The organism is Nocardioides sp. J9 (assembly GCF_007829375.1).
GTDB lineage: Bacteria > Actinomycetota > Actinomycetes > Propionibacteriales > Nocardioidaceae > Nocardioides.
Window position 1 is genome coordinate 1 of record NZ_VLJQ01000060.1, and the last position, 24,758, is coordinate 24,758.

The window sequence follows — 24,758 nt, forward strand, 5'->3', positions numbered from 1 at the left end:
TCTCCGGGGTGGTGCTGGCAGACTTCATGTCAGCCTCCTCGCTGCTAGACCCAGTGGGGAGGCACCCTCGTCTTGGTGCCGGGACGCATCTGTCTGTCAGCTCACTGATCGGCGCTCCCAGCCAGCCATCCGGTCGGCCTTGGCGCACAGCCCTGTCGACGATCACGGCGTCCCGGGTGACCGCCGGGCCCTGCAGAACTCATCGTGGACCTCAAGGGGTCGAGCGAGCAGGGCAGTGACCCGACGGCACCTGGGGTGCATCAGCGGCCCGTCCAGGACCGCCGACACGAGGAAGGTAGTCCAGTGAGCGACACCGTCCTGCTCCGTGACGCCGACGAGGTGCTGCTCGGCTTCACCACCGCGCTCCGCGCCGCCGGGGTCACGGTGACCCAGGACCGCACCCGCACCTACCTCGACGCCGTCGCCCTCGTCGGCATCGCCGACCGCGACGCCACCCGCGCCGCCGGCCGGGCCACGCTGTGCGCGACCCGCGAGGACGTCGAGCGGCACGACCGGGTCTTCGACGCGTGGTTCCACCGCGACAACACGCAGCCGACGCTGCAGCCGCGGGCAGCGCAGGCCCGGCCCGGGGCCGGGTTGCTGCCCGACGACCTCGGCGAGGGTGCCGGCGCCGCCGACGACGACCCGCTGCGCGCGGCGGCCAGCGCCGCGGAGGTGCTGCGCCACCGCGACGTCGCGACGCTCGACCCGGCGGAGCAGGCGCTGCTCGCGTCGATGTTCTCCTCCTTGCCGGTCCGCCTGCCGGCGCGACCGACCCCTCGTCGTACCCCGCACCGCAGGGGTGACGTCGACGCCTCCCGCACGCTGCGGGCCAGCCTGCGCCGGATGGGGGAGCCGGCGCGGATCCACCACCGCCGTCGCGCCCGCCGGACCCGGCGGGTGGTGCTGCTGGTCGACGTGTCCGGCTCGATGAGCGGGTACGCCGACGCGCTGCTGCGCCTCGCGCACCGGGTCACCGCCGCGGGGCGGGCCGGCGACGTCGAGACCTTCACGCTCGGCACCCGGCTCACCCGGATCACCCGCCCGCTCGGGCTGCGCGACCCCGACCGCGCGCTCGCCGCAGCAGGCGACGTCGTCCCGGACTGGTCGGGTGGCACCCGGCTCGGCGAGACGCTGCAGGCGTTCCTCGACCGGCACGGGCAGCGCGGGATGGCGCGCGGTGCGGCGGTCGTCGTGCTCAGCGACGGCTGGGAGCGCGGCGGGGTCGAGCTGCTCGGCGAGCAGGCCGCCCGCCTGCACCGCCTCGCCCACACCGTCGTGTGGGTCAACCCGCACCGCGGCAAGGAGGGCTACGCCCCGGTGCAGCAGGGCATCGTCGCCGTCCTGCCGCACGTCGACCACTTCCTCGCCGGCCATTCGCTGGCGACGTTCGCCGAGCTCACGGAGGTGCTGGCCGGTGCGTGAGGTCCTGCCACAGCTGCTCGCCTGGTGGGAGGCGGGCGAGACCGTCGGCATGGGGACGGTCGTCGCGACGTTCCGCTCCGCCCCGCGCCCGCCCGGCGCGTCGATGCTGGTCGGCCCGGACGCCTCGGCGGTCGGCTCGGTCTCCGGCGGCTGCGTCGAGGGCGCCGTCTACGAGCTCGCCCAGGAGGTCGCGTCCTCCGGCACGCCCGTGCTGCAGCGCTACGGCGTCTCCGACGACGACGCGTTCGCCGTCGGCCTGACCTGCGGCGGCATCCTCGACGTGTTCGTCGAGAAGGTGGACCGCAAGACCTTCCCCGACCTCGGTGAGATCGCCGCCGACATCGAGGCCGGCCGCCCCGTCGCCGTCGCCACCGTCGTCGAGCACCCCGACCCGTCGTACGTCGGCCGCCGCACGACCATCCGCCCCGAGCCGGTCGTCCATGGCGAAGAGCACCGCGACACGCCGCCGGACGGTGCTCCTCGTCAGGGACCGTCCCTCGGCAGCGCCCGGATCGACGACGCGGTGCGGGACGACGCGCTGGGGCTGCTGGCGGCCGGGCACAGCGGGACGCTGTCCTACGGGCCGGACGGCGAGCGTCGCGGCGAGGGGATGCGCGTGTTCGTGTGGGCGTTCGCGCCGCCACCGCGGATGCTGGTCTTCGGTGCGATCGACTTCGCGGCCGCCGTGGCGCGGGTCGGCGGCTTCCTGGGCTACCGGGTGACGGTGTGCGACGCGCGGCCGGTGTTCGCGACGACCAGCCGCTTCCCCGGCGCCGACGAGGTCGTCGTCGACTGGCCGCACCGCTACCTGGCCGCCGAGCAGGAGGCCGGCCGCATCGACGGGCGCACGGTGATCACGGTGCTCACGCACGACCCCAAGTTCGACGTCCCCCTGCTGGAGGTGGCGCTGCGCCTGCCGGAGGTGGGGTACGTCGGCGCGATGGGCTCGCGGCGCACCCACGACGACCGGCTCGAGCGGCTGCGCGAGGCCGGCCTGGGCGAGGACGAGCTGGCCCGCCTGCACAGCCCGATCGGGCTCGACCTCGGCGCCCGCACGCCGGAGGAGACGGCGATCAGCATCGCCGCGGAGGTCGTCGCCGGCAAGCCGCTCGCGGTCAGGGAGGGGCGCATCCNCGAGGACGAGCTGGCCCGCCTGCACAGCCCGATCGGGCTCGACCTCGGCGCCCGCACGCCGGAGGAGACGGCGATCAGCATCGCCGCGGAGGTCGGCAGCGGCAAGCCGCTCGCGGTCAGGGAGGGGCGCATCCACGGCTGAGGGCCGCCCGGGCACCCGGCTCCCGGCTACCTCCGAAGGGAGTGATTGCCGTCACACGCCGGGGGTAGGGTGCGCCCATGGACGAGCTCCTCGAACGGCGGAGGGCGGCGCTCTCTGCCTGGACCACTTTCGTCGAGCTGGGCGACGGGGCCGCGCCGCTGGTCCGCCCCGAGATCCGCGACAGCTGGGAGCGCTCGCGCCCGGCCGTGCCGAAGGACGTCGGCGAGGCCCCGCTGGCGGACGAGTCCGAGACCCGCTCCTTCTGGGAGGGCTCCCCGCTGCAGGTCGGCGTCGCCCGTGTCGAGGAGGAGCTGCGTCGCACGGCCGAGGACGGCGACCTGGTGCTAGCGGTGACCGACCCGGACACCCGCGTGCTGTGGACGTACGGCGGCCGGGTGATGCGCCGCCGCGCGGAGAGCGTGAACTTCGTGGCCGGCGGCCGCTGGGACGACCAGTCCGTCGGCACGAACGCGCTCGACCTCGCCAACCGGCTCGAGCGGCCCTCGATGGTGTTCAGCGCCGAGCACTACGCGCCGATGGTGCACAACTGGGTGTGCTGGGCGGCGCCGCTGCACGACCCCGTCACCGGCGCCAAGCTCGGCGTCCTCGACATCTCCACGACCTGGGACCGCACCCACCCGATCGGCCTCGCGACCGCCCGCGTGCTCGCCCGCCTCGTCGAGCAGGCGATGCCGCGCTCGAACCACTACCTCGACCCCGCCGCCCCCGCCGCGGCCGCCGACGACGTCGCCGAGCCCGGCCTCGTGCTGCGCCTGCTCGGCAAGGCCGAGGCCACCGTCGACGGCCAGCGCCTGCTGCTCAACCGCCGCCAGACCGAGATCCTCGCCCTGCTCGCGCTGCACCCCGACGGCCTCTCGCTCGACCAGCTCCACGCGATGCTCTACGGCGACCACGCCGTCACCCTCTCCACGCTGAAGGCCGAGGTCTCCCACCTGCGCCACGCGCTCGCCGGCCAGCTCGCCTCGCGGCCCTACCGCCTGTTGATGCCCATCACCACCGACGTCGACCACGTGCTCGCCCTGCTCCGCCGCGGCGACGTGGCGGCCGCGGTCGCGGCCTACGGCGGCGACCTGCTGCCCGGCACGGAGAGCCCGGCCCTGGTCGAGATGGGCGAGTACGTCGCCGTCGCGGTCCGCGAGGCGCTGCTGGCCGACCCGCAGCCGGACGCGGTCCTCGACTACGCCGAGCTGGCGCCGTACGACACCGCGGTGCCGGAGGCCTGTCTCGCCCACCTCGAGCGGTCCGGACGCGCGGACCACCCCTCCATCCCGCTGCTCAAGGCGCGGCTGGCCGTCGCCGACGCGTAGCCGACGCGCAGCCGACGGAGCGACCCGCAGGCCGCGCCCTCGCGCCCGGCGCCCGCCGCAACCTTCGGCCAACCTTGGCTCCCTAGCGTGAGCCGCGTCACAGGTCCCTCGCGCTCAAGGGAGAGTCATGGCCCGGATCAACCTCACCGTCGACGGCCAGAAGGTCGCCGACGACGTCGAACCCCGCATGCTCCTCGTGCACTACCTCCGCGAGAAGCTCGGCAAGACCGGCACGGTCGTCGGTTGCGACACCAGCAACTGCGGTGCGTGCACGGTCCACCTCAACGGCAGGAGCGTGAAGTCCTGCAACGTGCTGGCCGTCCAGGCGGACGGCGGCGAGGTCACCACGATCGAGGGGCTGGCCGGCGAGGACGGCCAGCTGCACAAGGTCCAGGAGGCCTTCCGCGAGTGCCACGGCCTGCAGTGCGGCTTCTGCACGCCCGGGATGATCATGCAGACCGTCGACCTGCTCAACGAGAACCCCAGCCCCTCCGAGGAGGCGATCCGGCTCGGGCTCGAGGGCAACCTCTGCCGGTGCACCGGCTAMCACAACATCGTCCGCGCCGTGCAGCACGCCGCCGGCACGGCCACGGGTACGACGGAGGGGGCATCGGCATGACCGCGACCCAGGAGCCCACGACCGGGCAGGAGATCGGTCGCGACCGGCGACGCAAGGAGGACCAGCGCCTCATCACCGGCCGGACGCGGTGGACCGACAACATCACGCTGCCGGGGATGCTGCACCTGGCGATGGTGCGCAGCCCGTTCCCGCACGCGCGGATCACCGGCATCAACACCGAGGCCGCCAGGCAGGCGACCAACGTCGTCGCCGTCTACACCGGCGCCGACCTGGGGGAGGCGCAGGGCGCGTGCATCAACGCGTGGCCGGTCACCACCGACCAGGTCACCCCGCCGCACGTGCCGATGCCGACCGACCGGGTCGCGTTCGCCGGGGAGACCGTCGCCGTCGTCGTCGCCCGCAGCGCGGCTGAGGCCCGTGACGCGGCCGAGCTGGTCGAGGTCGACTACGAGGAGCTGCCCGCCGCGCTGGACCTCAAGGAGGCGGCCGCGGCCCACGAGACCGGGGGCGCGCTCGCGCACCCCGACCTCGGCACCAACGTCACCGCGGTGTGGAAGTTCGACTCCGCCGAGGCCGGCACCGGCGGCGACGTGGAGCAGGCGATCAGCGAGGCCCGCGCCAACGGCATCGTCATCGAGCGGGAGTACCGCCAGCAGCGGCTGATCCCCGCGTTCATGGAGCCGCGCAGCGTCGTGGTGGACCCGACCGGCGAGCAGATCACCATCTGGTCGGCCACCCAGATCCCGCACATCCTGCGCTTCGCCCTCGCCGCCACCACCGGCGTGCCCGAGTCGAAGATCCGGGTGATCGCGCCCGACGTCGGCGGCGGCTTCGGCGGCAAGCTCCAGCAGACGCCGGAGGAGATGATCGCGTTCGCGGTCGCGCGCAGGCTCGGCAAGCCGGTGAAGTTCACCGAGACCCGCAGCGAGTCCCTGCTCACCGCGCACCACGGCCGCGACCAGTGGCAGCGGCTCACCCTCGCAGCGACGAAGGAGGGCAAGGTCACCGGCCTCAAGGTCGACCTGCTCGCCGACCTCGGCGCCTACGTCGCCATCGTCGGCGGCGGTGTCCCGGTGCTCGGGGCCTTCATGTTCAACGCGATCTACAAGTTCCCCGCCTACCAGTTCCAGACGACGAACGTCCTGACCAACAAGACCTGGACCGACGCCTACCGCGGCGCCGGCCGGCCCGAGGCGACGTTCGCGATCGAGCGGCTCATGGACGAGCTCGCCGCCGAGGTCGGCAAGGACCCCCTCGAGGTCCGCGAGATGAACTGGATCAGGCACGAGGAGTTCCCGTTCACCACCGTCGCCGGGCTCGAGTACGACTCCGGCAACTACGAGGCCGCCACCGCGCGGGCCCGGGAGATGCTCGGGTACGACGAGCTGCGGGCCGAGCAGGCCGAGCGCCGCGCCCGCGGTGACAAGGTCCAGCTCGGGATCGGCGTCTCGACCTTCACCGAGATGTGCGGCCTGGCGCCCTCCCGGGTGCTCGGCCAGCTCAACTACGGCGCAGGCGGCTGGGAGCATGCCGAGGTGCGGATGCTCCCGACCGGCAAGGTCGAGGTCGTCACCGGTGCCACCGCCCACGGGCAGGGGCACGAGACGGCGTTCAGCCAGATCGTGGCCGACCGCCTCGGCGTACCGTTCGAGGACGTCGAGGTCCTGCACGGTGACACCCAGATCTCGCACAAGGGCCTCGACACCTACGGCTCGCGCAGCCTCGTCGTCGGCGGCGAGGCGCTGGTCCGGGCCGCCGACAAGGTCATCGAGAAGGCGAAGCCGATCGCGGCGCACCTGCTCGAGGCCTCCGCCGACGACCTCGAGTTCAACGGCGGCAGGTTCACCGTCCGCGGCACCGACCAGGGCATGGCGATCACGGAGATCGCGACCGCCGTGTTCGCCGCGCACAACCTGCCGGACGGGGTGGAGGCCTCGCTCGACTCCGAGGCGACCTACGACCCGGTGAACTTCAACTACCCCCACGGCACGCACCTGTGTGCGGCGGAGGTCGACACCGAGACCGGGCAGGTGAAGCTGCGCAAGTACGTCTGCTGCGACGACATCGGCGTGGTCATCAACCCGCTCATCGTGGCCGGCCAGGTCCACGGCGGGCTGGTGCAGGGCATCGCCCAGGCGCTGTGGGAGGAGGCGGTGTACGACGAGAACGGCACCCTGGTGACCGGCTCGTTCGTCGACTACCTGCTGCCCACCGCGGCCGACACGATCAGCTTCGAGATCGACCACACCACCTCGCCGTCGACCACGAACTCGCTCGGCACCAAGGGCGTCGGCGAGGCCGGGACCATCGCGTCCACGCCGGCGGTGGTGAACGCGATCGTCGACGCGCTGCGGCCGCTGGGCGTCAACGACGTGGCCATGCCGTGCACGCCCGAGCGGGTGTGGCGGGCGATCAACGAGGGCTCGGCCGGTGGCGAGACCACCGGTGCGGCCGCACCGCACTTCGATCCGTCGACGGGCATGTCAGGGACCGTCGACCGCGCGGAAGGAGACGTCCAGTGATTCCCGCAGCCTTCGAGTACGTCGCCCCGACCTCGGTCGAGGAGGCACTGGCCGCGCTCGCCGAGCACGGTGACGACGCCAAGGTCATCGCCGGCGGGCAGAGCCTGCTGCCGGTGCTCCGGATGCGCCTCAACGCCCCGGAGTGGGTGATTGACCTCGGCCGGATCGACAGCCTGCGCGGGGTGCGCGACGGTGGCGACCACCTCGTCATCGGCGCGATGACCACGCACCACGACGTCGGCCAGGACCCGCTGGTGCACGAGCACGCGCTGCTCGTCAGCAAGGCGATCACCCATCTCGCCGACGCGCAGGTGCGTCACCGCGGCACCTTCGGCGGGGCACTCGCGCACGCCGACCCGGCCGGGGACCTCGGCGCACCGGCCCGGGCGCTCGGTGCGACCTTCATGGTGCAGGGGCCCGGCGGGACGCGGGAGGTGCCGGCCGACGACTTCTTCGTCGACCTGTTCGAGACCGCGATCTCCGACGACGAGATCCTCACCGAGGTCCGGGTGCCCAAGCACACGGGCTGGGGGGCGTCGTACGAGAAGTTCGTGCGGATCGCCCACCAGTGGCCGATCGTGGCGGTCGCCGGCGAGTCCGTCGCCCGGATGACCGGCCGCAAGGTCGTGGTCCGCGGGTCGCCGCCGCGGTCCGGCTCGACGGCGACACCATCGCCGAGGCGCGCGTCGGGTTGACCAACATGGGCTCGACGCCGCTGCGCGCCACCGCGGTGGAGCAGGCGCTGGCGGGCCAGCCCGCGACCGAGGAGGGCGTGGCCGCGGCCGCCGCCCTCGCGGCCGAGGGCACCAACCCGCCGAGCGACCTCAACGGCGACGCCGACTACCGGCGCCACCTCGCCACGGTGCTGACCCGGCGGGCCGTGCTGTCGGCGGCAGGCAGGAGCTGAGGGAGTCGTGGACCTCACCCACTCCTTCACCGTCCCCACCGACGTCGACGCGACCTGGTCGCACTTCCAGGACATCGGCGGCCTCGCCGAGTGCTTCCCGGGCGCCCAGGTCACCTCGGTCGGTGAGGACGACGCCGGCAACCCGACCTTCGAGGGCACCTGCAAGGTGAAGCTCGGCCCGATCGCGCTCGTCTACGCCGGCTCCGGCGCGTTCGTCGAGCGCGACGAGGCCGGACGCCGCTTCGTCGTCGAGGCCAAGGGACGCGACAAGAGGGGCAACGGCACGGCGGGCGCCACGGTCACGGTGACCATGGCGCCCGCCGACGCCGGCGCGACGCAGGTGGAGGTGCTGACCGACCTCGCGATCACCGGCAAGCCGGCGCAGTTCGGCCGTGGCGTGATGCAGGACGTCTCCGACAAGCTGCTCGGCCAGTTCGTCGCCTGCCTCGAGCAGCGGCTCTCGGGCGAGCAGGAGCCGGCGGCGGACGACGAGCCCGCGGCGAGGGAGGGGACCGCGGCGCCCGACGCTCCGGCCGCCGGGCCGGCGCCGGCCGTGGACGCCGAGCCACCGACGGTGGCGACGTCCCAGGCGTCCGCGGAGCCGCCACGCGCGACCCCGCGCCCGGTGCCCGACCCGGACGACGACGCGCTCGACCTCGGCTCGGCGCTGCTGCCCGTGCTGCTGCGCAGCTACGGCAAGCAGGCCGCCGCCGCCGTGGGGGCGCTGCTCGTGCTGGCGGTGCTGCGGCGGCTGCTCCGCCGCTCGTAGCACCTCGCGGCGGAGGGCGGCCGCCCCGCGGCCGGCTACCAGGTCTCGGGGCGCGTGTAGTCCTCGTCGCGGAACAGGTCCTGCTCCTCGGAGCGCTGCTCGCGGCCGAGCTCGTTGTTGCGCTCGAGCCGGTCCTGGCGCGGGTCGCCGCCCTGGTCCGGCCGCTCACCCTGCTGCTCCTCGGGCTCCTGCCCCTGGTCGCCGCCTCCCTGTTGCTGCTGCTGCTCCTCGGCCTGCCGCAGCTTCTCCCGCAGCCGCTCGTCGACGTCCTCGGCGTCCTCGGCCTGCTCCTCGCCGCGGCCGGCGTCGGTCGGGCACTCGCCGGCGGCGAGCACGTCGATGCCCTCCTGGTAGGCCGCCGTCGCGCCGTCGAGGTCGCCCTCGCCCTGCCGGGCGTCGCCGATCGCCTCGTGGGCCAGCGACAGGTTGATCCGGACGGTGCACTCGTCGCGCTCCGGCACGTCCTCGAGCGCGGTCCCGTAGGCCGCGACCGCGTCGTCCAGCAGGCCGTCGGCGTGCAACGAGGCGCCCTGGCCGAAGGGGGCGACCCACGGCTCGAACCAGTTGAGGTCGCGGGTCTCGAAGAACTCCGCCGCGGCGCCGTCGTAGTCACCGCGGTCGAAGGCGTCGCGCCCGGCCGCGTTGTGCTGCAACATCAGCGCCACCTTGAGCAGGTAGGCGGCCACGACCAGCGCCGGCAGCGCGCCGGCGACGAGGAGCACCATGCGGCGCCGGGCGTTCGGGTTGGGGCGACGCGTGCGCCTCATCGCGGCTCCTCCTTCAGCGCGTCCTGCGAGCGCCACATCGCCCGCCAGCCGGAGCGCAGCTCGAGCAGCACGAGGCCGAGCAGGAGCAGCCCGAACACCCAGGTCAGGTCGTGCGCGGCCGGCGGGCCGTCGCCGCGCTCGCCCTCGACGTACGACGCGCCGAAGGAGTCGACCACCTCGTCGAGCCCCGGCGTGCTGGTGCGGTGCCAGAAGCCGACGTCGAGCTCGTCGGCGATCGCGCGCAGGTTGTCGAGGTCGGCACGGGAGACCGCAGGACCACCGCTCTCCGGGTCCTCGACGTAGTCCCCGTCGAGGTCGAGGTCGTCCGACGCCGGCATCCTGGCGCCGTCGGTCGTGCCGTAGCCGAGCACGGCGCCGCCGACGATCAGGTCGGCCACCGGCGCGAAGGTCTCCCCGGGGTCGGGGCTGGTGGTGTCCTCGCCGTCGCCGACGTAGACCACGACCCGGCGGCGGTCCGGGCGCCGTTCGGCCGCACGCTCGAGGACCTCGGCGACCTCGGCCGCGGGCCGGGTCGACGAGGAGCCGTTGCCCTCCCGTGGGCGCTCGAGGTCGAGTGTCTCGACCGCGGACAGGTACGCCGACGCGTCGGTCGTGAACGGCAGCGTCAGCCGGCTCTCGGCACCGAAGGTGACGATCCCGAAGCGCGCGCCCGGCACCTCCGTGGCCAGCGCCTCGAGGTCGGCGCGCACGCCCTCGACCCGGGGCCGGCTGCCGCCGTGGTCGAGCGCCGCCATCGACCGGGTGCGGTCGACGACGACGAGCAGGTCGACGTCGGCCAGCTGGGTCGGGACCTGTGCGGTCCCGAAGCCCGGCCGCAGCAGCACCATCACGAAGACGAGCACGATCGCGAGCCGTCGGGCGAGGAGCAGGAGCGTGGCGGTGCGCGGGTTCATGACGCGTCCTCCCGGCGGGCGGCCAGGGCGAGCACGCCCTGCACCGCCCAGACCACGCCGAGCCCGCCGACGCCGACCGCGGCGACCACGGTGCCCAGGCGCGGCCGGTCGAGGACCTGGACGATCGGCGGGCGCTCGATCTCCTTGGCCTCCAGCCGGCCGATCGCCTCGACGACGGTCGCGGCGCTGCCGTCCTGGCCGAGCAGCGAGAACGTGCCGCCGGTGCTGGTCACCGCGTCCCGGAACAGCCGCGCGGCGCTCGGGCGGTCCGCGGTCATCGGGGCGGCGATACCGTGCACCACGACCTCCTCGGAGCGGGCCAGCTCGGCCGCACCCTCGAGGTCGTAGATCCCCTCGCCGATCGGCTCGTTGTCGGAGGCGAGCACGATGGCGCGACTGCGCTCCTGGTCGCGGTTGTCGAAGCGCTGCACGCACGACGCCAGCCCGTCGCCGAGCTGCGACTGCACCGTCCAGTCGATGACGGTGCCGGCGGTGTAGCGGGCGTAGTCGTCGGAGTAGATGCCGCCGGACCCGAACGCCGACTCGGCCTCGGTGAGCTGCTCGAGCACGAACTCGTAGTCGTCGGTGAGCGGGAAGATCGTGATCGCCACGCCGCTCCAGATGGTCAGCCCCACCCGCTCCCCGCGCAGGCCGTCGACGATCGTGCGGAACTCGCGCAGCACCGCGGCGTCGACCTCCGCCATCGAGCCGGACGCGTCGAGGCACAAGATGATGTCGCGGGTCCGGTCCTCGCGCACCAGCGACTGTCGCTCCTGCACCCGCCCGCCCAGCACGATCGCCCCGGCGCAGGCGACCAGCGCGGCGACGGTCAGGCAGGTGCCGATCGCGACCTGGCGGCGCACCAGCGCCTGGTAGCGGGGCAGCGCGCGCAACCGCGCCGCGTGGGCGACGTACGACGCCCCGGTCGACGAGCGGCGGKCCCGGGACCGGGCCCACCACGCCATCAGCACGAGCACGAGCAGCGCGAGCACGGGCACCAGCCATGGCCAGCGGAAGCCGGKCTCGCCGCCGTTCCAGGTCAGGTCCATGTCCACCCCCGTCAGCCCCGTCAGCCCCACGTGCTCACGAGGTCGCGGGACCGGCCGACCGCGTCCTCGAAGGTGGCGAGCGGGTCGGCCGGGTCGGGCGCGAACTCGGGCGGGTACATGAGCTCGATCGCCTCCACCAGCTCACGCGGTGCCCGGTCGCGGAAGTCGGCGAGGGCCATGGTGCGGGCGGGCAGCGTGGAGACGGCGGCGACGTAGGACCGCACGAGCTCGCTGAGCTGCTGGTGCCCCTCGCGCGGGCCCACGTCGCCGGACCGCACGCGGGCGGCGAGGTCGTCGATGAGGGCGAGGTGCTGCTGCTGGGCGTCGGGCACGTCGACGGTTCGGCGCGGCACCGTGGGCACCCGCGGCGGGCGGGTGACCCACCAGGACACGAGGTAGTAGGCGAGGACGAGGACGAGCAGCGCGATGCCGATCCACAGCCACCGGTCGCTGTAGGCGACCGGGCCGGTGAACTCCTCGGGCATCCCCGGGACGTCAGCGGCGGCGGGCATGGCGCTGCCTCTCCAGCAGGCGGAAGACGGCGGTGAGCGCGGTCTCGGTGTCGTGGACCCGCTCGTGGACCACGCCGAGCTGCTCGAGGCGGCGGCGCAGCTGCTGCTCCTCCTCGCGGACCAGGGTCGCCAGCTCGCGGCGCAGCCGCCGGTCGTGGCGCAGCCAGCCGGGCACCTCGGCGGCCGAGTCGACGTCGACCAGCCGGCGGTCGGCGACGGTCGGCAGGGTGGGGTCGAGGTCGCCGATGGTCAGGAGCAGGACCTCGTGCTGGACCGTGAGCCGGCGCAGCAGGTCGGCGGTCCCGTCCGGCACGGTGGTCTCGTCGCAGACGACGACCAGGATCGTGCGGCGGCGCACCGTGCGCACGACGTAGCGCAGCAGTGCGGCGAGGTCGGTGTGTGCCCCGTCCGGGCGGATCGCGCCGTGCACCGTGCCCAGCAGCCGCTCGAGGTGCAGCTCGCCGCCCTTCGGTGGCTCCGCGTGCTGACCGGCCTCGTCGCCGTGCACGAGGCTGACGAGGTCGCCGTGCTGCACGGCGAGCAGGCCCATCACACCGGCGACGAGCACGGCGAGCTCGCGCTTGGAGACCGCCGCGTCGTTCATCGCCGCCATGCTGCGGCCGGTCGAGACGCACAGCAGGACGGTGTGCTTGCGCTCGGCGACGTACCGCTTCACTAGGAGCTGCCGGCTGCGCGCCGACGCCTTCCAGTCGATGTCCTTCACGTCGTCGCCGCGGACGTACTCCCGCAGGTCGTTGAAGTCGATGCCCCGGCCGACGTGGAGCGCGGCGTACTCGCCCTCGAGCAGTCCCCGCACCTTGCGGTGCGCGTGGATCGACAGGCGGGCCTTGATCCGGGGCAGGTGGGCGGGCACGGTCACGGGCTCCGGTCAGGGCGTGGGCACGGCACGGAAGACCGCGTCGATGACGGTCTCGGGGCGCACCCGGTCGGCCAGCGCCTCGAAGGAGAGGTGGATCCGGTGCCGCAGGACGCTGTGCCGCAGCTCGCGGACGTCCTCCGGGATCACGTAGTGGCGACCCTGCACGACCGCCATCGCCCGGGCTGCCTGGAAGAACGCGATCGAGCCGCGCGGGCTGGCGCCGATCTCGACGTAGCCGCCGAGCTCGGGCCCGAGCAGGCCGGTGACGTTGCGGGTGGCCCGGATCAGGGAGACGACGTAGCGGCGGATCGCGGGGTCGACGTACACCCGGCGGGTCAGGCCCTGCAGCTCGACGACCTCGGCGGGGGTGGCGACGGGCGCGACGTCGGTCATGTGCTGGCCCAGCGTGCCGTCGTCGATCCGCTCGAGGACCATCAGCTCGTCCTCCTCGCTCGGGTAGTCGACGATCTCCTTGAGCAGGAAGCGGTCCATCTGGGCGTGGGGGAGGACGTAGGTGCCCTCCTCCTCGATGGGGTTCTGCGTCGCGAGGACCAGGAACGGGTCCGGCAGCGGGTGGATGGTGCCGGCGATCGACGTCTGCCGCTCCTGCATGGCCTCGAGCAACGCCGACTGGGTCTTCGCGCTGGCGCGGTTGATCTCGTCAAGGAGCACGAAGTTGGCGTGCACCGGGCCCAGCTGGGTCTCGAACTCGTGGCGGCGCGGGTCGTAGACCTGGGTGCCGATGATGTCGCTCGGCAGCAGGTCGGGGGTGCACTGGATGCGCGCGAAGCGGGCGCTGACCGCCTGCGCGAGCGTCGACGCGGCGAGCGTCTTGGCCAGGCCCGGGACGCTCTCCAGCAGGGCGTGGCCCTCGGCGAGCAGGGTGACCAGCAGGGCGGTGCGCACCCGGTGCTGGCCGACGACGCGGCTGGAGAAGGCCTCCGAGATGCGTCCGACGAGCTCGGCGGCGCGGGCCAGCTCGGCCTCGGTCAGCGGGACCGTCGAGTCGACGTGGGCGCGCCGCACCGTGCTGCCGCTCGGGTGGGTCGGCGACTCGAAGACGTCGGTCATGCCGCCCAACCTACCCAGCAGGTGTGCGGGATCACCTGCCAGATCGGGGGACCTGCGGGGCGCGCTCCAGCAGGCGGGTACGCAGCGCCTCGTCGCGGCGCAGCCGCTCCAGGTCGCGGCGCCGGCGCTCGGCGACCACGGCGACCAGCACCATCTCCGGCGGCGCGCCCGGCGGCGGCGCCGGCGCGACGTGGGGGAGCACGTCGGCCAGCAGCGTGCGGGCGACCCGGTCGCGGGAGAGCGGGTCCAGCGTGCCGACCCGGTTGAGGAACTGGCGCACCGCCAGCGCGGTGCCGGTGGGCAGCGCGGCGAGGTCGGCCCGACGTGCCCAGGCCCCGAGCGGTGGCGGCATCTCCGGGGGCGGCGGGAGCCGCAGCGGGACGCGGTCGCGCACGACGTAGGTGCCGGCGGCGTAGTCGCCCAGCCGCTTGCCGCGGCTGCTCAGCATGACCGCGAAGAACGCCGGGGCGCCGCTGAGGAAGTAGATCTCGACCACGCCGATCAGCGCGCGCACCAGCGCGTGGTGGAACGAGATCGCCCCGCCGTCGTCGCGCACCGTGCGCAGGCCGAGCGCCAGCTTGCCGATCGAGCGGCCCCGGGTCAGCGTCTCGACGGTCGTGGGCACGCCGAGCAGGGCGACGATGGTCGCCAGCACGACCGCCGCACCCACCGCGGCCTCGTCGCGGAGCTGGAGTGCGGAGACCACCAGGACGATGTAGAGCACGACGAACGACACGATGGTGACCAGCACGTCGATCACGCCGCTGGCCAGCCGCAGGCCGAGGGAGGCGGCGGGCAGGTCGAGCGCGACGCCCTCGCCGGTGACGAGGTCGTCGGCGGTGACGGTGGCGAAGTCGGGTGCGGACATCGGGCACAGCCTAGGAGACCCGCGGGTGGGTGCCGGGCGGGCGCCGGGTGGGCGCCGGGTGGATGGTGCGGACCACGTGGCCGGGGACCGTAGGCTGCACCCGTGCCGCGCATCGACCTCGACGCCTACGTCGCGGCCCACTCGCACTCGTGGGCCCGCCTGGAGCAGCTGGTGCGCCAGCGCCGGCGGACCGGCGCGGAGGCCGACGAGCTCGTCGACCGCTACCAGCAGGTCGCGACCCACCTGTCCGTCGTACGCACGTCGGCGCCGGACGCCCAGCTCGTCGCCTACCTGTCGTCGCTGCTGGGCCGGGCCCGGATCGCGATGCTGGCCGCCCGGGTGCCCAGCTGGCGCGGGGTGCTGCACTTCTTCACCGACCGGTTCCCGGCCGCGCTCTACCGGCTGCGCTGGTGGTGGCTGGCGTGCCTGGCCGGCAACGTCGTCGTCACCGGCGTGATGATGGCCTGGCTGGCCGGCAACCCGTCGGTCGAGCAGAACCTCCTCGACCCGCAGCAGGTCGAGCAGCTGGTCAACAGCGACTTCGAGAGCTACTACAGCGAGAACGCCGCCGGCGCCTTCGCCACCCACGTGTGGCTCAACAACACCTGGGTGTCCGGGCTGTGCATCGCGCTGGGCATCCTCGGCCTGCCGGTGATCTGGCTGCTCTTCCAGAACATCGCGAACCTCGCCATCGTCGGCTCGCTGATGATCCGCCACGACCGCGGCGAGGTGTTCTGGGGCCTGATCATCCCGCACGGCCTGCTCGAGCTCACCTGCGTCTTCGTCGCCGGCGGCGTCGGCCTGCGCCTGTTCTGGTCGTGGGTCGAGCCCCGCGACCTCAGCCGCGCCGCCTCGCTGGCCCGCGAGGGCCGCACCGCGGTCACCGTGGCCCTCGGCCTCGGCGTGGTGCTCGCGATCAGCGGGGTGATCGAGGCCTTCGTGACTCCCTCCCCGCTGCCGACCTGGGCCCGCATCGCGATCGGCATCCTCGCCGAGGTCGTCTTCCTCGCCTACGTCTTCGTCGTCGGCCGCGCCGCGGTGGCGCGCGGAGCGACCGGGGACCTGGGGGCCGAGCTGCTCGAGGACCGGGTCGCCACCCAGGGCTGAGCTTCCTGCCCGTTCCTGCTGGTTCCTGGCCGTTGCAAAGGTCAGGAAGTGCGGGAATCACCGCCTGGGTGGTGATTCTCGGGACGGGTGGGGCTGGTGGGGTCGTGGCGTGCGGGGCCGGGTGAGCGTCGTACCTGGTGGCCGCTTCTGGGACTTGTTGGCTGCTGCAGGAGTCAACAAGTTCGGGAATCGCCGCCGGAGCGGTGATTCCTGTGACCGCCCAGCCCTCCCGCGCCCTACAGCAACCCCTGCGCCTTCAGGTGCAGGTAGTGGTCGGCCAGCGCCGGGGGGAGCTGGGCGGCGTCGGCGTCGACGACGTCCACCCCGAGGCGGGCGAGCACCTCCTCCATCCGGGCCCGCCGCTCGAGCTCGTGCTCGGCGGCGGCGGCGTCGTAGACGGCGTCGGCGGTCGGGCGGTCGGTGGCCGAGACGTCGGCGAGGTGGCCGAGCTCGGGGTCGCGGACCGAGGCGAGGACGACGCGGTGGTGGCGGGTCAGGGCCGGCAGGACCGGGAGGAGGCCGTCGGCGATGGCGGACGGCTCGAGCGCGGTGAGCAGGACGACGAGGGCGCGCTGGCGGCCGAACTCCTGGACGCCGCCGGCCAGTGCGTCCCAGTCGGCCTCGACGAGCGTGGGCTCGAGGTCGGCCATCTGCTCCTGCAGGCGGGCGGCGACGTCGCGGACGCCGTGGACGCGCTGGCGGGCGCGGACGCGGCGGTCGCCGGCCAGGAAGTCGATCCGGTCGCCGGCGCGCGAGGCGAGGGCGCCGAGGAGGAGGGCGGCGTCCATCGCGGCGTCGAGGCGCGGCATGCCGTCGGCGACGTCCTCGTCGACGGAGCGGGCGACGCGGCCGGCGGAGGTGCGGGAGGTGTCGAGGACGATCACCACCCGCCGGTCCCGCTCGGGCTGCCAGGTGCGCACGACCACGTGCGGGGCGCGGGCGGAGGCGCGCCAGTCGATGGAGCGGACGTCGTCACCGCGGACGTACTCCCGCAGCGAGTCGAACTCGGTGCCCTGCCCCCGCACGCGTACGGCGGCGCGCCCGTCGAGGTCGCGCAGCCGCGCCAGCCGGGACGGCAGGTGCTTGCGGGACTCGAAGGGCGGCAGGGCGCGCACGGTGCCGGGGACGTCGTAGGTCCGCTGCCGGGCGGCGAGGCCGAGCGGTCCCCAGGTCCGCACCGTCACCCCGGCGGCGTGCAGGTCGCCGCGGCGGCGGGGGAGGAGCGGGGTGGTGAGCCGGCGCGACTCACCGGCGCGCAGGTGGAAGCGGTGCCGGTTGTCGGTGGCGCCGGCCGACGGCTGCCAGGCGTCACGCACCTGGACCCGGCCGCTGCGGGTGGCGGSGRCSCSCMGSCCSGCGGKSGCGGGGTCGCCGAGGCGGACCGTGCCCGGCTGGCGGCGGGTGAGCGTGACCGACGCCGGCGCCGGTGCGACGGCGAGGTCGATGCCGACGAGCAGCAGCACCCCGAGCAGCCACAGCCACACGGTGCTGCCCTCGGGGCGCAGCACGACCGCCACCAGCCCCAGCAGGAGCAGCAGCGGCACGCGCCCGGAGATCGCCATGTCGACCCCGGTGGCTCAGCGCGGGACGGGCACGGAGGCGATGGCCGAGGCCAGCACCTGCGCGACGTCGACACCCTCGAGCTCGGCCTCGGGCCGCAGCCCGAGCCGGTGGACGAGGGTGGCCTGGGCGAGGGCCTTGACGTCGTCGGGCGTCACGAAGTCGCGGCCCGAGAGCCACGCCCACGCCCGGGCGGCGCGCAGCAGCGCGGTCGCGCCGCGGGGGCTGACGCCGAGCGACAGGCTCGGCGACTGGCGGGTGGCGCGCGCGACGTCGACGATGTACGCCGCCACCTCGGGCGAGACCTGCACGGTGCGCACGGCTGCCTGGGCGGCCTCGATGTCCTCACCGCTGGCGACCGCGGTGACCCCGGCGCCCGCCACGTCGCGCGGGTCGAAGCCGGAGGCGTGGCGGGTCAGGATGGTGACCTCGTCGTCGCGCGGCGGCACCGGCAGCACCACCTTGAGCAGGAAGCGGTCCAGCTGGGCCTCGGGCAGCGGGTAGGTGCCCTCGAACTCGACCGGGTTCTGCGTGGCGGCGACGAGGAACGGCCGGGGGAGCTGGCGGGTGACGCCGTCGGCGGACACCTGGCCCTCCTCCATCGCCTCCAGCAGCGCCGACTGCGTCTTCGGGGGCGTCCGGTTGATCTCGTCGGCGAGCAGCAGGTTCGTGAAGATCGGGCCCTCGCGGAACGACAGCTCGCCGGCGTTCTTCGAGTCGATCACCAGCGAGCCGGTGATGTCGCCCGGCATCAGGTCGGGCGTGAACTGCACGCGCCGGGTCTGCACCGACAGGCTGGCGGCGAGGGTGCGCACGAGCAGCGTCTTCGCCGTGCCAGGCACGCCCTCCATCAGCACGTGGCCGCCGCACAGCAGCGCGACGAGCAGGCCGGACACCGCGGCGTCCTGGCCGACGACGGCCTTCGCGACCTCCTGCCGCACGGCGAGCAGCCGCTCGCGCAGCGCCGCGTCCCCGGCGCCGCCGGAGCCGGGGACGCCGGACCCGCCGGACCAGCCGGACCCTCCGACGCCGCTCGGGCCACCGGGGCCCCCGGCCTCGCCGGGACCGCCCGTGCCGTACGGCGGCGGCGGGGGCGGGGTGTGCTTCGTCAGATCGGTCATCCTCGTCGTACCTCTTTCCTGAGACGGGCGAGCTCCTGGGCGAGCGCGACCAGGTCCTGGTCGCTCGCGGGGACGTGGCCGTGGTCGTCGAGCAGGGCGGCGACCTGCTCGAGGGGTGCGCCGGTGTGGCGGGCGGTCGCCTCGACGACCTCGCCGGTGCCGGCCCGACGGTCCAGGCCGAGGCGGGCGGCGACGTCGGTGCGCGCGGCCCGGCGCAGGACGCCGGCGGCGTGCCGGCGGTCGCCGCTGCGGCGGTACATCCGGCCCCGGCTCCGTGCGGTCTCCACCGCCCGCACCACGACCGGCAGGGGCTCGCGCGAGAGCGGCCCGAGCCGGCGCACCCGCCACAGCAGCAGGCCGAGCAGGCCGAGCGCGGTCAGCCACAGCCCGGGCACCACCCAGCGGGGCAGCAGGGAGCCGAGGGAGACCACCTCGTCCGCGCCGGCGTCGGTCGGGTCCGGGACGTACCAGACGAGGCGGTTGCTGCCGCCGGCCACGCGCAGCGCGAGCGCGGCGTTGTCGGCGCGCAGCACCTGGTCGTTGGTGAGCGCCTGGCCCGCGCCCAGGAGCACGAGGTCGTGGGCGCGTGACTCGGCCACGACCACGCCGCCGCTGGTCGGGAAGCACCGGGCGCCGTCGAGCGCGTCGCCGCCGGTGAAGACGGTGAGCTGGTCGACCTCGATGGTCAGGTCGGACAGGTCGGTGCCGGCCGGGGCGGACCCGGCCTCGCACGCGGCCTCGACCTCGTCGGGGTAGACGGTGGTGGCGCGCAGGTCCTCGTCGATCTCCCGGACCAGGGAGTACGACGGTTCGACCAGCACGAGGCGGGCTGGCTCCGCGTGCTGGCGGAGCCGGTCGAGGGTGCGCGGTGAGAGCGCGGCGGTGGCGGTGACCAGCACCGTGGTGTCTTCGCCGACCGTGGTGTCCTCCAGCGCGTCGGCCGAGCGGACGACGGTGACCGCGACGCCCTGGTCGTCGAGCACCTCGGCGAGCGCCTGGGCGCCGTCGGGCCCGGGGTTCCGCGGGTCGAGCGGGGTCGGGTACTCGGTGCTGCCGCGGGTGGACCACACGGCGACCAGGAGCGCGGCGACGAGCGCGAGCGCGACCAGCACCGTGGTCCGTCGGGGGCGGGTGAGGGTCACCGGCGGACCGCCCGTCCCGCGAGCGCGTCGTCGAGGTCGAGCAGCTCGCGGGCCTGGCCGGGGGTGGCCTCCCGCTCGCCGTACAGGGTCTGGTCGAAGAGGTCCGCCCCGTGGTGCACCGCGCCGGCGTGCGCGGGGAACTCCGCGGCGAGGGCGCGGGCGAGCTCGTGCGCGGTCGCCTGGGGGACGTCCTCGATGCGGTGCCGCTCGACCTGCCGGACCGCCAGGGCGCGGAAGGCGTCGACGAGGGCGGCCGAGGAGTCGCCGGCCGCGAGCGCCGCCTCCGCCCGTGCCCGCAGCTCCGCGGCGGTGATCATCTCGTCGGTCAGCGCCGCGGCCGGCCGCCGCCCGGCGCGCGCGGTGCGCCGGGCGCGGGACACGATGAGGATCACCGCGGCGACCAGCGCCATCGCGACGAGGATCGCGAGCAGCGCGGACAGCGGCCGCGAGCCGGAGACCCCCTCGATGGTCCGGCCGACGGTGCGCTCCAGCCAGTCCCGGAGGCGCTGGAGCAGGTCGGTGTCGTAGTACTTCGGGTCCGCCAGCTCGCGCCGCAGGCTCCGGCGCGCCTCGTCGCCGCTGGGGTCCAGCGGCGGCTCGAGGCTCCCGGCGAGGAGGGCGGCGAGCGGCGTCATGCGGAGATGATCCCCGCCTCCCGCAGCAGCTCGACGTCGAGCGCCTCCTTGCGGATGCGCAGGTCGAGGTACTGCATCGAGTTGACGCTGGCGAGGAAGGGAGCGCTGAACGCGTTCTGCACCACCATCGCGAGCGCCTGGGTCACCACGAGCAGCAGCAGGGCGTACTCCGGGACGACGAAGACGCCGAACTGGCCGATGAGGGAGAACGGGGTCGACAGGATGCTCCCGCCGATGGCGCCGATGAGGGCGGTCAGCAGCGCGAGGCCGAAGGTCCGCCAGAAGTGCCGGGTGGTCAGCCGCCATGCCCGGCCGATGGAGCCGAACACCCCGACCGGCTCGAGCATGAGCACCGGGACGGCGAGGTAGTAGGCCTTGATCCACAGCCAGCAGCAGAGTGCGATGAAGGCCGGCACGCTGAGCAGGCCCCACAGCACGACCAGCCCCGCGGGCAGGCCGGCCACCACCACGACGACCCACATCAGGACGTAGGCGGTCGTCAGGAGCAGGAAGGCGACGATCGACAGCGTGACGAGGCCGATCAGCCGCCAGCGCTTCCCGTGCGTCGCCGCCCAGGCCTCGGCCAGGCCCAGCCGGCGCCCGACCGCGGCGGCGCGGGTCACGTGCACCACCATCCCGGTGACCAGGGCGATGCCGACGAAGGACAGGAAGTAGGAGGCGACCAGCGAGCCGTACGCCGCGACCAGCCCGACGGCTTCGCCGGTGGTCAGGTCGGCCTCCTCTGCGGTCAGGTCGACGGCGAGCCCGGCGGTGAGGGTGAGCACCGTCGTGATCACCACGGGCAGCAGCATGGCGACGGCGGTCACCAGCACCGCCGCGCCGACCGTCGCACGCGGGTTGAACCGGATGATCCGGAAGGCACCGTCGTAGAGGTCGCCGAGCCCGAGCGGACGCAGCGGGAAGGCGCCCGGCTTGTGGGCGGCGCCCAGCGCCAGGCCGGGCCGCGGGCCCGGCCCGGGGGCGGGGTACGTCGCCCACCCGGGCGGGGGAGCGTCGGCCGGCGGGGGAGCGCCCGGTGCCGGGAAGGCCGCCGTACCCGGGTAGCCCGGGTAGCCGGGGTGACCCGGGTGCCCCGGGAAGGCGGTCTGGGCGGGCTGGGACGCAGGCTGCTCCGGCGGCGGCGCACCCGGTGGCGGGAACGCGTGCGGGCCGTCGGTCATGGCTCTCCTCGGTCGCTGGGGGTGCGCCCATCCTTGCAGGCGGCAACAGCCTGGCCGGGGGACCTCCTTGTCGATTTGTTGGCCGCGCCGAACTCTGCCAAGATGTTCCGGTTGCTCCGACGGGGTTCGTCGGGGTGCGTGCCACACCTTGACTACTGAATCGTGTCTCCCTCGTGGAGCTGGAATCCGGTTTCCGGACACTCCCGCACCGCGGTGAGCGTGCGCGGTGGTCGACGTTGGTCGCACCGCGCCGAGACCCGAAGCAGCCGAGAACAACAGCTCCACTTCCCCCAGGACGGGAGACGTGCGCGTTCAACAGGCGCGACACGCCCGACCTCGGGGGTCGGGGGCTGGCCCACAGAACGAGCCGACATGGCACGGACGAGTAAGGACGAGAGAGACCTATGGCGGGACAGAAGATCCGCATCAGGCTCAAGGCCTATGACCACGAGGTGATCGACACCTCGGCGCGCAAGATCGTCGACACGGTCACCCGTACGGGTGCGAAGGTCGCGGGCCCGGTCCCGCTGCCGACCGAGAAGAACGTCTTCTGCGTCATCCGCTCGCCGCACAAGTACAAGGACTCGCGCGAGCACTTCGAGATGCGCACCCACAAGCGGCTCATCGACATCATCGACCCCACGCCGAAGACCGTCGACAGCCTGATGCGCCTCGACCTCCCGGCCGGTGTCGACATCGAGATCAAGCTCTGAGGTTTGCCGACATGACTATTGAGCGCAACGTGAAGGGGCTGCTGGGCACCAAGCTCGGCATGACCCAGCTGTGGGACGAGAACAACCGCGTCGTCCCGGTGACCGTCGTCGCCGCTGGCACCAACGTGGTCACCCAGGTTCGCCAGCCCGAGCCGGACGGCTACAACGCCATCCAGATCGGCTACGGCGAGATCGAGGGCCGCAAGGTCAACAAGCCGCAGGCGGGTCACTTCGCCAAGGCCGGCACGACCCCGCGTCGTCACCTCGTCGAGATCCGCACCGCGGACGCCGCCGAGTACACCGTCGGCCAGGAGCTGGCCGTCGACACGTTCGAGGCCGGCCAGGCCATCGACGTGACCGGCACCAGCAAGGGCAAGGGCTTCGCCGGTGTCATGAAGCGTCACGGCTTCGCCGGTGTGAGCGCCTCGCACGGTGCCCACCGCAACCACCGCAAGCCGGGCTCGATCGGCGCCTGCGCCACGCCGGGCCGCGTGTTCAAGGGCCTGCGCATGGCCGGCCGCATGGGTTCCGACACCGTCACCACCCAGAACGTCACCGTCCACGCCGTCGACGTCGAGAAGGGCCTGGTCCTCCTCAAGGGCGCCGTCCCCGGCCCCAAGGGCGGCCTCGTCGTCCTGCGCACGGCCGCGAAGAAGGGCTGATCGCCATGGCCAAGACCGTTTCCGTCGACCTCCCCTCGTCGATCTTCGACGTCGAGGTCAACGTCCCGCTGATCCACCAGGTCGTCGTCGCCCAGCAGGCGGCCGCCCGGCAGGGCACGCACGCCACCAAGACCCGCGGCGAGGTCCGCGGTGGCGGCAAGAAGCCCTACAAGCAGAAGGGCACCGGCCGCGCCCGCCAGGGCTCGACCCGTGCGCCGCAGTTCGCCGGCGGTGGCACCGTCCACGGCCCGCAGCCGCGTGACTACTCGCAGCGGACCCCGAAGAAGATGAAGGCCGCCGCCCTGCGCGGTGCCCTCACCGACCGGGCCCGCAACGAGCGCATCCACGTCGTCGAGGGCCTCGTGTCGGGCGACAAGCCGTCCACCAAGGCCGCGCTCGCGTCGCTCTTCGAGCTGTCCGACCGCCGCAAGTTCCTCGTGGTGCTCGAGCGGACCGACAGCCTCACCTGGCTGTCGCTGCGCAACGCTCCCGAGGTGCACATCGTGGCCGTCGACCAGCTCAACACCTACGACGTGCTCGCGAGCGACGACGTGGTGTTCAGCAAGGCCGCGTTCGACCTGTTCGTCGCCGGTGGCAACGCCCAGGAGGAGAGCAACTGATGAGCACCCTGCACAAGGACCACCGCGACGTCCTGATCGCGCCGGTCGTGTCCGAGAAGAGCTACGGCCTCCTCGACAACAACAAGTACACGTTCCTGGTGCGCCCCGACGCCAACAAGACCGAGATCAAGATCGCGGTCGAGAAGGTGTTCGGCGTCAAGGTCACCTCGGTCAACACCCTCAACCGTCCGGGCAAGGTCCGCCGCACCCGGCACGGCCTCGGCAAGCGCAAGGACACCAAGCGCGCCATCGTGAGCCTGGCCGAGGGTCACCGCATCGACATCTTCGGAGGTCAGGCCTGATGGCTATCCGCAAGTACAAGCCGACCACCCCGGGCCGTCGTGGCTCCTCGGTGGCCGACTTCGCCGAGATCACCCGGACCACCCCGGAGAAGTCCCTGACGCGTCCGCTGCCCAAGAAGGGCGGTCGCAACAACCAGGGCCGGATCACCACCCGGCACCAGGGCGGTGGCCACAAGCGTGCCTACCGCGTCATCGACTTCCGTCGCTACGACAAGGACGGCGTGCCGGCCAAGGTCGCGCACATCGAGTACGACCCGAACCGCACGGCGCGCATCGCGCTCCTGCACTACGCCGACGGCGAGAAGCGCTACATCGTCGCGCCGAAGGACCTCGTCCAGGGCATGCGGGTCGAGTCGGGTGTCAACGCTGACATCAAGCCGGGCAACAACCTGCCGCTGCGCAACATCCCGGTCGGTACCACCATCCACTGCGTCGAGCTCCGCCCCGGTGGCGGCGCCAAGCTGGCCCGCTCGGCCGGCAACAGCGCGCAGCTGGTCGCCCGTGAGGGTTCGCGCGCCACGCTGCGCCTGCCGTCGGGCGAGATGCGCTTCGTCGACGTGCGCTGCCGCGCCACCGTCGGCGAGGTCGGCAACGCCGAGCAGTCGAACATCAACTGGGGCAAGGCCGGCCGCATGCGCTGGAAGGGCAAGCGCCCGACCGTCCGCGGTGTCGTCATGAACCCGGTCGACCACCCGCACGGTGGTGGTGAGGGCAAGACCTCGGGTGGTCGTCACCCGGTCTCGCCGTGGGGCAAGCCCGAGGGCCGCACGCGCAAGCGCAAGGCCAGCGACTCCCAGATCATCCGACGCCGCAAGTCCGGCAAGAACAAGCGCTGATAGGAACCGTC

General features: G+C 73.7%; 25 protein-coding genes and 1 pseudogene. 14 read left to right on the top strand and 12 right to left on the bottom strand.

The window, feature by feature from the left end:
• The first annotated feature begins 303 nt into the window (after positions 1 to 303).
• The 8 genes from L615_RS07615 (at position 304) to L615_RS07645 (ending at position 8,807) form a co-directional block, all read left to right on the top strand.
• Entirely contained in the window at positions 304 to 1,425 is a 1,122-nt protein-coding gene (locus L615_RS07615; protein ID WP_028656330.1) for a VWA domain-containing protein, read from the top strand.
• Positions 1,418 to 2,701: an XdhC/CoxI family protein gene (locus L615_RS07620; protein ID WP_145724692.1), complete on the top strand. Its 1,284-nt coding sequence runs from the start codon at positions 1,418 to 1,420 to the stop codon at positions 2,699 to 2,701. The genes L615_RS07615 and L615_RS07620 overlap by 8 nt, the downstream gene beginning before the upstream one ends.
• A gap of 77 nt (positions 2,702 to 2,778) precedes the next feature.
• Positions 2,779 to 4,029, top strand: a complete 1,251-nt coding sequence (locus L615_RS07625) for a helix-turn-helix domain-containing protein (protein ID WP_145724693.1) — start codon at positions 2,779 to 2,781, stop codon at positions 4,027 to 4,029.
• 127 nt (positions 4,030 to 4,156) lie between these two features.
• Positions 4,157 to 4,648: a (2Fe-2S)-binding protein gene (locus L615_RS07630; protein ID WP_145724694.1), complete on the top strand. Its 492-nt coding sequence runs from the start codon at positions 4,157 to 4,159 to the stop codon at positions 4,646 to 4,648.
• Positions 4,645 to 7,131: a xanthine dehydrogenase family protein molybdopterin-binding subunit gene (locus L615_RS07635; RefSeq protein ID WP_145724695.1), complete on the top strand. Its 2,487-nt coding sequence runs from the start codon at positions 4,645 to 4,647 to the stop codon at positions 7,129 to 7,131. The genes L615_RS07630 and L615_RS07635 overlap by 4 nt, the downstream gene beginning before the upstream one ends.
• Complete coding sequence (locus L615_RS07640) at positions 7,128 to 7,826, top strand: xanthine dehydrogenase family protein subunit M (protein WP_261376595.1); 699 nt, start codon at positions 7,128 to 7,130, stop codon at positions 7,824 to 7,826. Before L615_RS07635 ends, L615_RS07640 begins: the two co-directional genes overlap by 4 nt.
• The gene (locus L615_RS24095; RefSeq protein WP_261376596.1) at positions 7,823 to 8,038 is read left to right on the top strand and encodes a hypothetical protein; all 216 of its coding nucleotides are present in this window, start codon (positions 7,823 to 7,825) and stop codon (positions 8,036 to 8,038) included. Before L615_RS07640 ends, L615_RS24095 begins: the two co-directional genes overlap by 4 nt.
• A 7-nt stretch (positions 8,039 to 8,045) precedes the next feature.
• A complete protein-coding gene (locus tag L615_RS07645; RefSeq protein ID WP_145724696.1) occupies positions 8,046 to 8,807 on the top strand; it encodes an SRPBCC family protein in 762 nt (253 codons plus the stop codon).
• Positions 8,808 to 8,842: 35 nt separating this feature from the next.
• Here the strand turns inward: L615_RS07645 and L615_RS07650 are convergent, their stop codons facing one another.
• The 7 genes from L615_RS07650 to L615_RS07680 are packed head-to-tail and all read right to left on the bottom strand — an operon-like array spanning position 8,843 to position 14,868.
• Positions 8,843 to 9,574 carry a hypothetical protein gene (locus L615_RS07650; protein WP_145724697.1) on the bottom strand — a complete coding sequence of 244 codons (732 nt, stop codon included), beginning with the start codon at positions 9,572 to 9,574 and terminating at the stop codon, positions 8,843 to 8,845.
• Complete coding sequence (locus L615_RS07655) at positions 9,571 to 10,488, bottom strand: VWA domain-containing protein (RefSeq protein WP_145724698.1); 918 nt, start codon at positions 10,486 to 10,488, stop codon at positions 9,571 to 9,573. The genes L615_RS07650 and L615_RS07655 overlap by 4 nt, the downstream gene beginning before the upstream one ends.
• Entirely contained in the window at positions 10,485 to 11,537 is a 1,053-nt protein-coding gene (locus L615_RS07660; protein ID WP_145724699.1) for a VWA domain-containing protein, read from the bottom strand. The genes L615_RS07655 and L615_RS07660 overlap by 4 nt, the downstream gene beginning before the upstream one ends.
• Positions 11,538 to 11,557: 20 nt before the next feature.
• Entirely contained in the window at positions 11,558 to 12,049 is a 492-nt protein-coding gene (locus L615_RS07665) for a hypothetical protein (protein WP_145724700.1), read from the bottom strand.
• Positions 12,033 to 12,929 (bottom strand): DUF58 domain-containing protein, encoded by an 897-nt coding sequence (locus L615_RS07670; RefSeq protein ID WP_145724701.1) that lies wholly within the window; start codon positions 12,927 to 12,929, stop codon positions 12,033 to 12,035. Before L615_RS07670 ends, L615_RS07665 begins: the two co-directional genes overlap by 17 nt.
• Positions 12,930 to 12,938: 9 nt before the next feature.
• The gene (locus tag L615_RS07675) at positions 12,939 to 14,000 is read right to left on the bottom strand and encodes a MoxR family ATPase (protein ID WP_145724702.1); all 1,062 of its coding nucleotides are present in this window, start codon (positions 13,998 to 14,000) and stop codon (positions 12,939 to 12,941) included.
• Positions 14,001 to 14,031: 31 nt separating this feature from the next.
• Positions 14,032 to 14,868 (bottom strand): RDD family protein, encoded by an 837-nt coding sequence (locus tag L615_RS07680; protein WP_145724703.1) that lies wholly within the window; start codon positions 14,866 to 14,868, stop codon positions 14,032 to 14,034.
• Positions 14,869 to 14,970: 102 nt separating this feature from the next.
• Here L615_RS07680 and L615_RS07685 point away from each other — a divergent pair, with 102 nt between their 5' ends.
• Positions 14,971 to 15,975 carry a stage II sporulation protein M gene (locus tag L615_RS07685; RefSeq protein WP_261376597.1) on the top strand — a complete coding sequence of 335 codons (1,005 nt, stop codon included), beginning with the start codon at positions 14,971 to 14,973 and terminating at the stop codon, positions 15,973 to 15,975.
• 236 nt (positions 15,976 to 16,211) lie between these two features.
• Here the strand turns inward: L615_RS07685 and L615_RS07690 are convergent.
• From L615_RS07690 to L615_RS07710, 5 genes and pseudogenes are all read right to left on the bottom strand, one after another.
• Positions 16,212 to 17,537 (bottom strand): annotated as a pseudogene (locus L615_RS07690) (DUF58 domain-containing protein).
• 15 nt (positions 17,538 to 17,552) lie between these two features.
• Complete coding sequence (locus tag L615_RS07695; RefSeq protein ID WP_084255335.1) at positions 17,553 to 18,656, bottom strand: MoxR family ATPase; 1,104 nt, start codon at positions 18,654 to 18,656, stop codon at positions 17,553 to 17,555.
• Positions 18,653 to 19,798, bottom strand: coding sequence for a DUF4350 domain-containing protein (locus L615_RS07700; RefSeq protein ID WP_145724704.1), 1,146 nt, complete (start codon positions 19,796 to 19,798; stop codon positions 18,653 to 18,655). The genes L615_RS07695 and L615_RS07700 overlap by 4 nt, the downstream gene beginning before the upstream one ends.
• A complete protein-coding gene (locus L615_RS07705) occupies positions 19,795 to 20,433 on the bottom strand; it encodes a DUF4129 domain-containing protein (protein WP_145724705.1) in 639 nt (212 codons plus the stop codon). Before L615_RS07705 ends, L615_RS07700 begins: the two co-directional genes overlap by 4 nt.
• Entirely contained in the window at positions 20,430 to 21,614 is a 1,185-nt protein-coding gene (locus tag L615_RS07710; RefSeq protein WP_145724706.1) for a hypothetical protein, read from the bottom strand. The genes L615_RS07705 and L615_RS07710 overlap by 4 nt, the downstream gene beginning before the upstream one ends.
• 404 nt (positions 21,615 to 22,018) lie before the next feature.
• On the opposite strand from L615_RS07710, the gene rpsJ reads away from it, so the two are divergent.
• Genes rpsJ through rplB form a run of 5 tightly spaced genes read left to right on the top strand, consistent with a single transcriptional unit; the run spans position 22,019 to position 24,747 of the window.
• Complete coding sequence (gene rpsJ / locus L615_RS07715; protein WP_007078637.1) at positions 22,019 to 22,327, top strand: 30S ribosomal protein S10; 309 nt, start codon at positions 22,019 to 22,021, stop codon at positions 22,325 to 22,327.
• Between the two features lie 11 nt (positions 22,328 to 22,338).
• Positions 22,339 to 22,989 (top strand): 50S ribosomal protein L3, encoded by a 651-nt coding sequence (rplC, locus tag L615_RS07720; protein WP_028656343.1) that lies wholly within the window; start codon positions 22,339 to 22,341, stop codon positions 22,987 to 22,989.
• Between the two features lie 5 nt (positions 22,990 to 22,994).
• The gene (gene rplD / locus L615_RS07725; protein WP_028656344.1) at positions 22,995 to 23,609 is read left to right on the top strand and encodes a 50S ribosomal protein L4; all 615 of its coding nucleotides are present in this window, start codon (positions 22,995 to 22,997) and stop codon (positions 23,607 to 23,609) included.
• Positions 23,609 to 23,911 (top strand): 50S ribosomal protein L23, encoded by a 303-nt coding sequence (rplW, locus tag L615_RS07730; protein ID WP_028656345.1) that lies wholly within the window; start codon positions 23,609 to 23,611, stop codon positions 23,909 to 23,911. Before rplD ends, rplW begins: the two co-directional genes overlap by 1 nt.
• Entirely contained in the window at positions 23,911 to 24,747 is an 837-nt protein-coding gene (gene rplB / locus L615_RS07735) for a 50S ribosomal protein L2 (protein ID WP_028656346.1), read from the top strand. Before rplW ends, rplB begins: the two co-directional genes overlap by 1 nt.
• Positions 24,748 to 24,758 lie beyond the last annotated feature (11 nt).

What these genes read in the sequence shown, in the direction of transcription:
- rpsJ (WP_007078637.1), top strand. Translation starts at nt 22,019, where the DNA reads ATGGCGGGACAGAAGATCCGCATCAGGCTCAAGGCCTATGACCACGAG.
- rplB (WP_028656346.1), top strand. Translation starts at nt 23,911, where the DNA reads ATGGCTATCCGCAAGTACAAGCCGACCACCCCGGGCCGTCGTGGCTCC.
- rplC (WP_028656343.1), top strand. Translation starts at nt 22,339, where the DNA reads ATGACTATTGAGCGCAACGTGAAGGGGCTGCTGGGCACCAAGCTCGGC.
- L615_RS07710 (WP_145724706.1), bottom strand. Translation starts at nt 21,614, where the DNA reads ATGACCGACGGCCCGCACGCGTTCCCGCCACCGGGTGCGCCGCCGCCG.
- L615_RS07635 (WP_145724695.1), top strand. Translation starts at nt 4,645, where the DNA reads ATGACCGCGACCCAGGAGCCCACGACCGGGCAGGAGATCGGTCGCGAC.
- L615_RS07625 (WP_145724693.1), top strand. Translation starts at nt 2,779, where the DNA reads ATGGACGAGCTCCTCGAACGGCGGAGGGCGGCGCTCTCTGCCTGGACC.
- L615_RS07655 (WP_145724698.1), bottom strand. Translation starts at nt 10,488, where the DNA reads ATGAACCCGCGCACCGCCACGCTCCTGCTCCTCGCCCGACGGCTCGCG.
- L615_RS07695 (WP_084255335.1), bottom strand. Translation starts at nt 18,656, where the DNA reads ATGACCGATCTGACGAAGCACACCCCGCCCCCGCCGCCGCCGTACGGC.
- L615_RS07650 (WP_145724697.1), bottom strand. Translation starts at nt 9,574, where the DNA reads ATGAGGCGCACGCGTCGCCCCAACCCGAACGCCCGGCGCCGCATGGTG.
- L615_RS07680 (WP_145724703.1), bottom strand. Translation starts at nt 14,868, where the DNA reads ATGTCCGCACCCGACTTCGCCACCGTCACCGCCGACGACCTCGTCACC.
- L615_RS07675 (WP_145724702.1), bottom strand. Translation starts at nt 14,000, where the DNA reads ATGACCGACGTCTTCGAGTCGCCGACCCACCCGAGCGGCAGCACGGTG.
- rplD (WP_028656344.1), top strand. Translation starts at nt 22,995, where the DNA reads ATGGCCAAGACCGTTTCCGTCGACCTCCCCTCGTCGATCTTCGACGTC.
- L615_RS07665 (WP_145724700.1), bottom strand. Translation starts at nt 12,049, where the DNA reads ATGCCCGCCGCCGCTGACGTCCCGGGGATGCCCGAGGAGTTCACCGGC.
- rplW (WP_028656345.1), top strand. Translation starts at nt 23,609, where the DNA reads ATGAGCACCCTGCACAAGGACCACCGCGACGTCCTGATCGCGCCGGTC.
- L615_RS07705 (WP_145724705.1), bottom strand. Translation starts at nt 20,433, where the DNA reads ATGACGCCGCTCGCCGCCCTCCTCGCCGGGAGCCTCGAGCCGCCGCTG.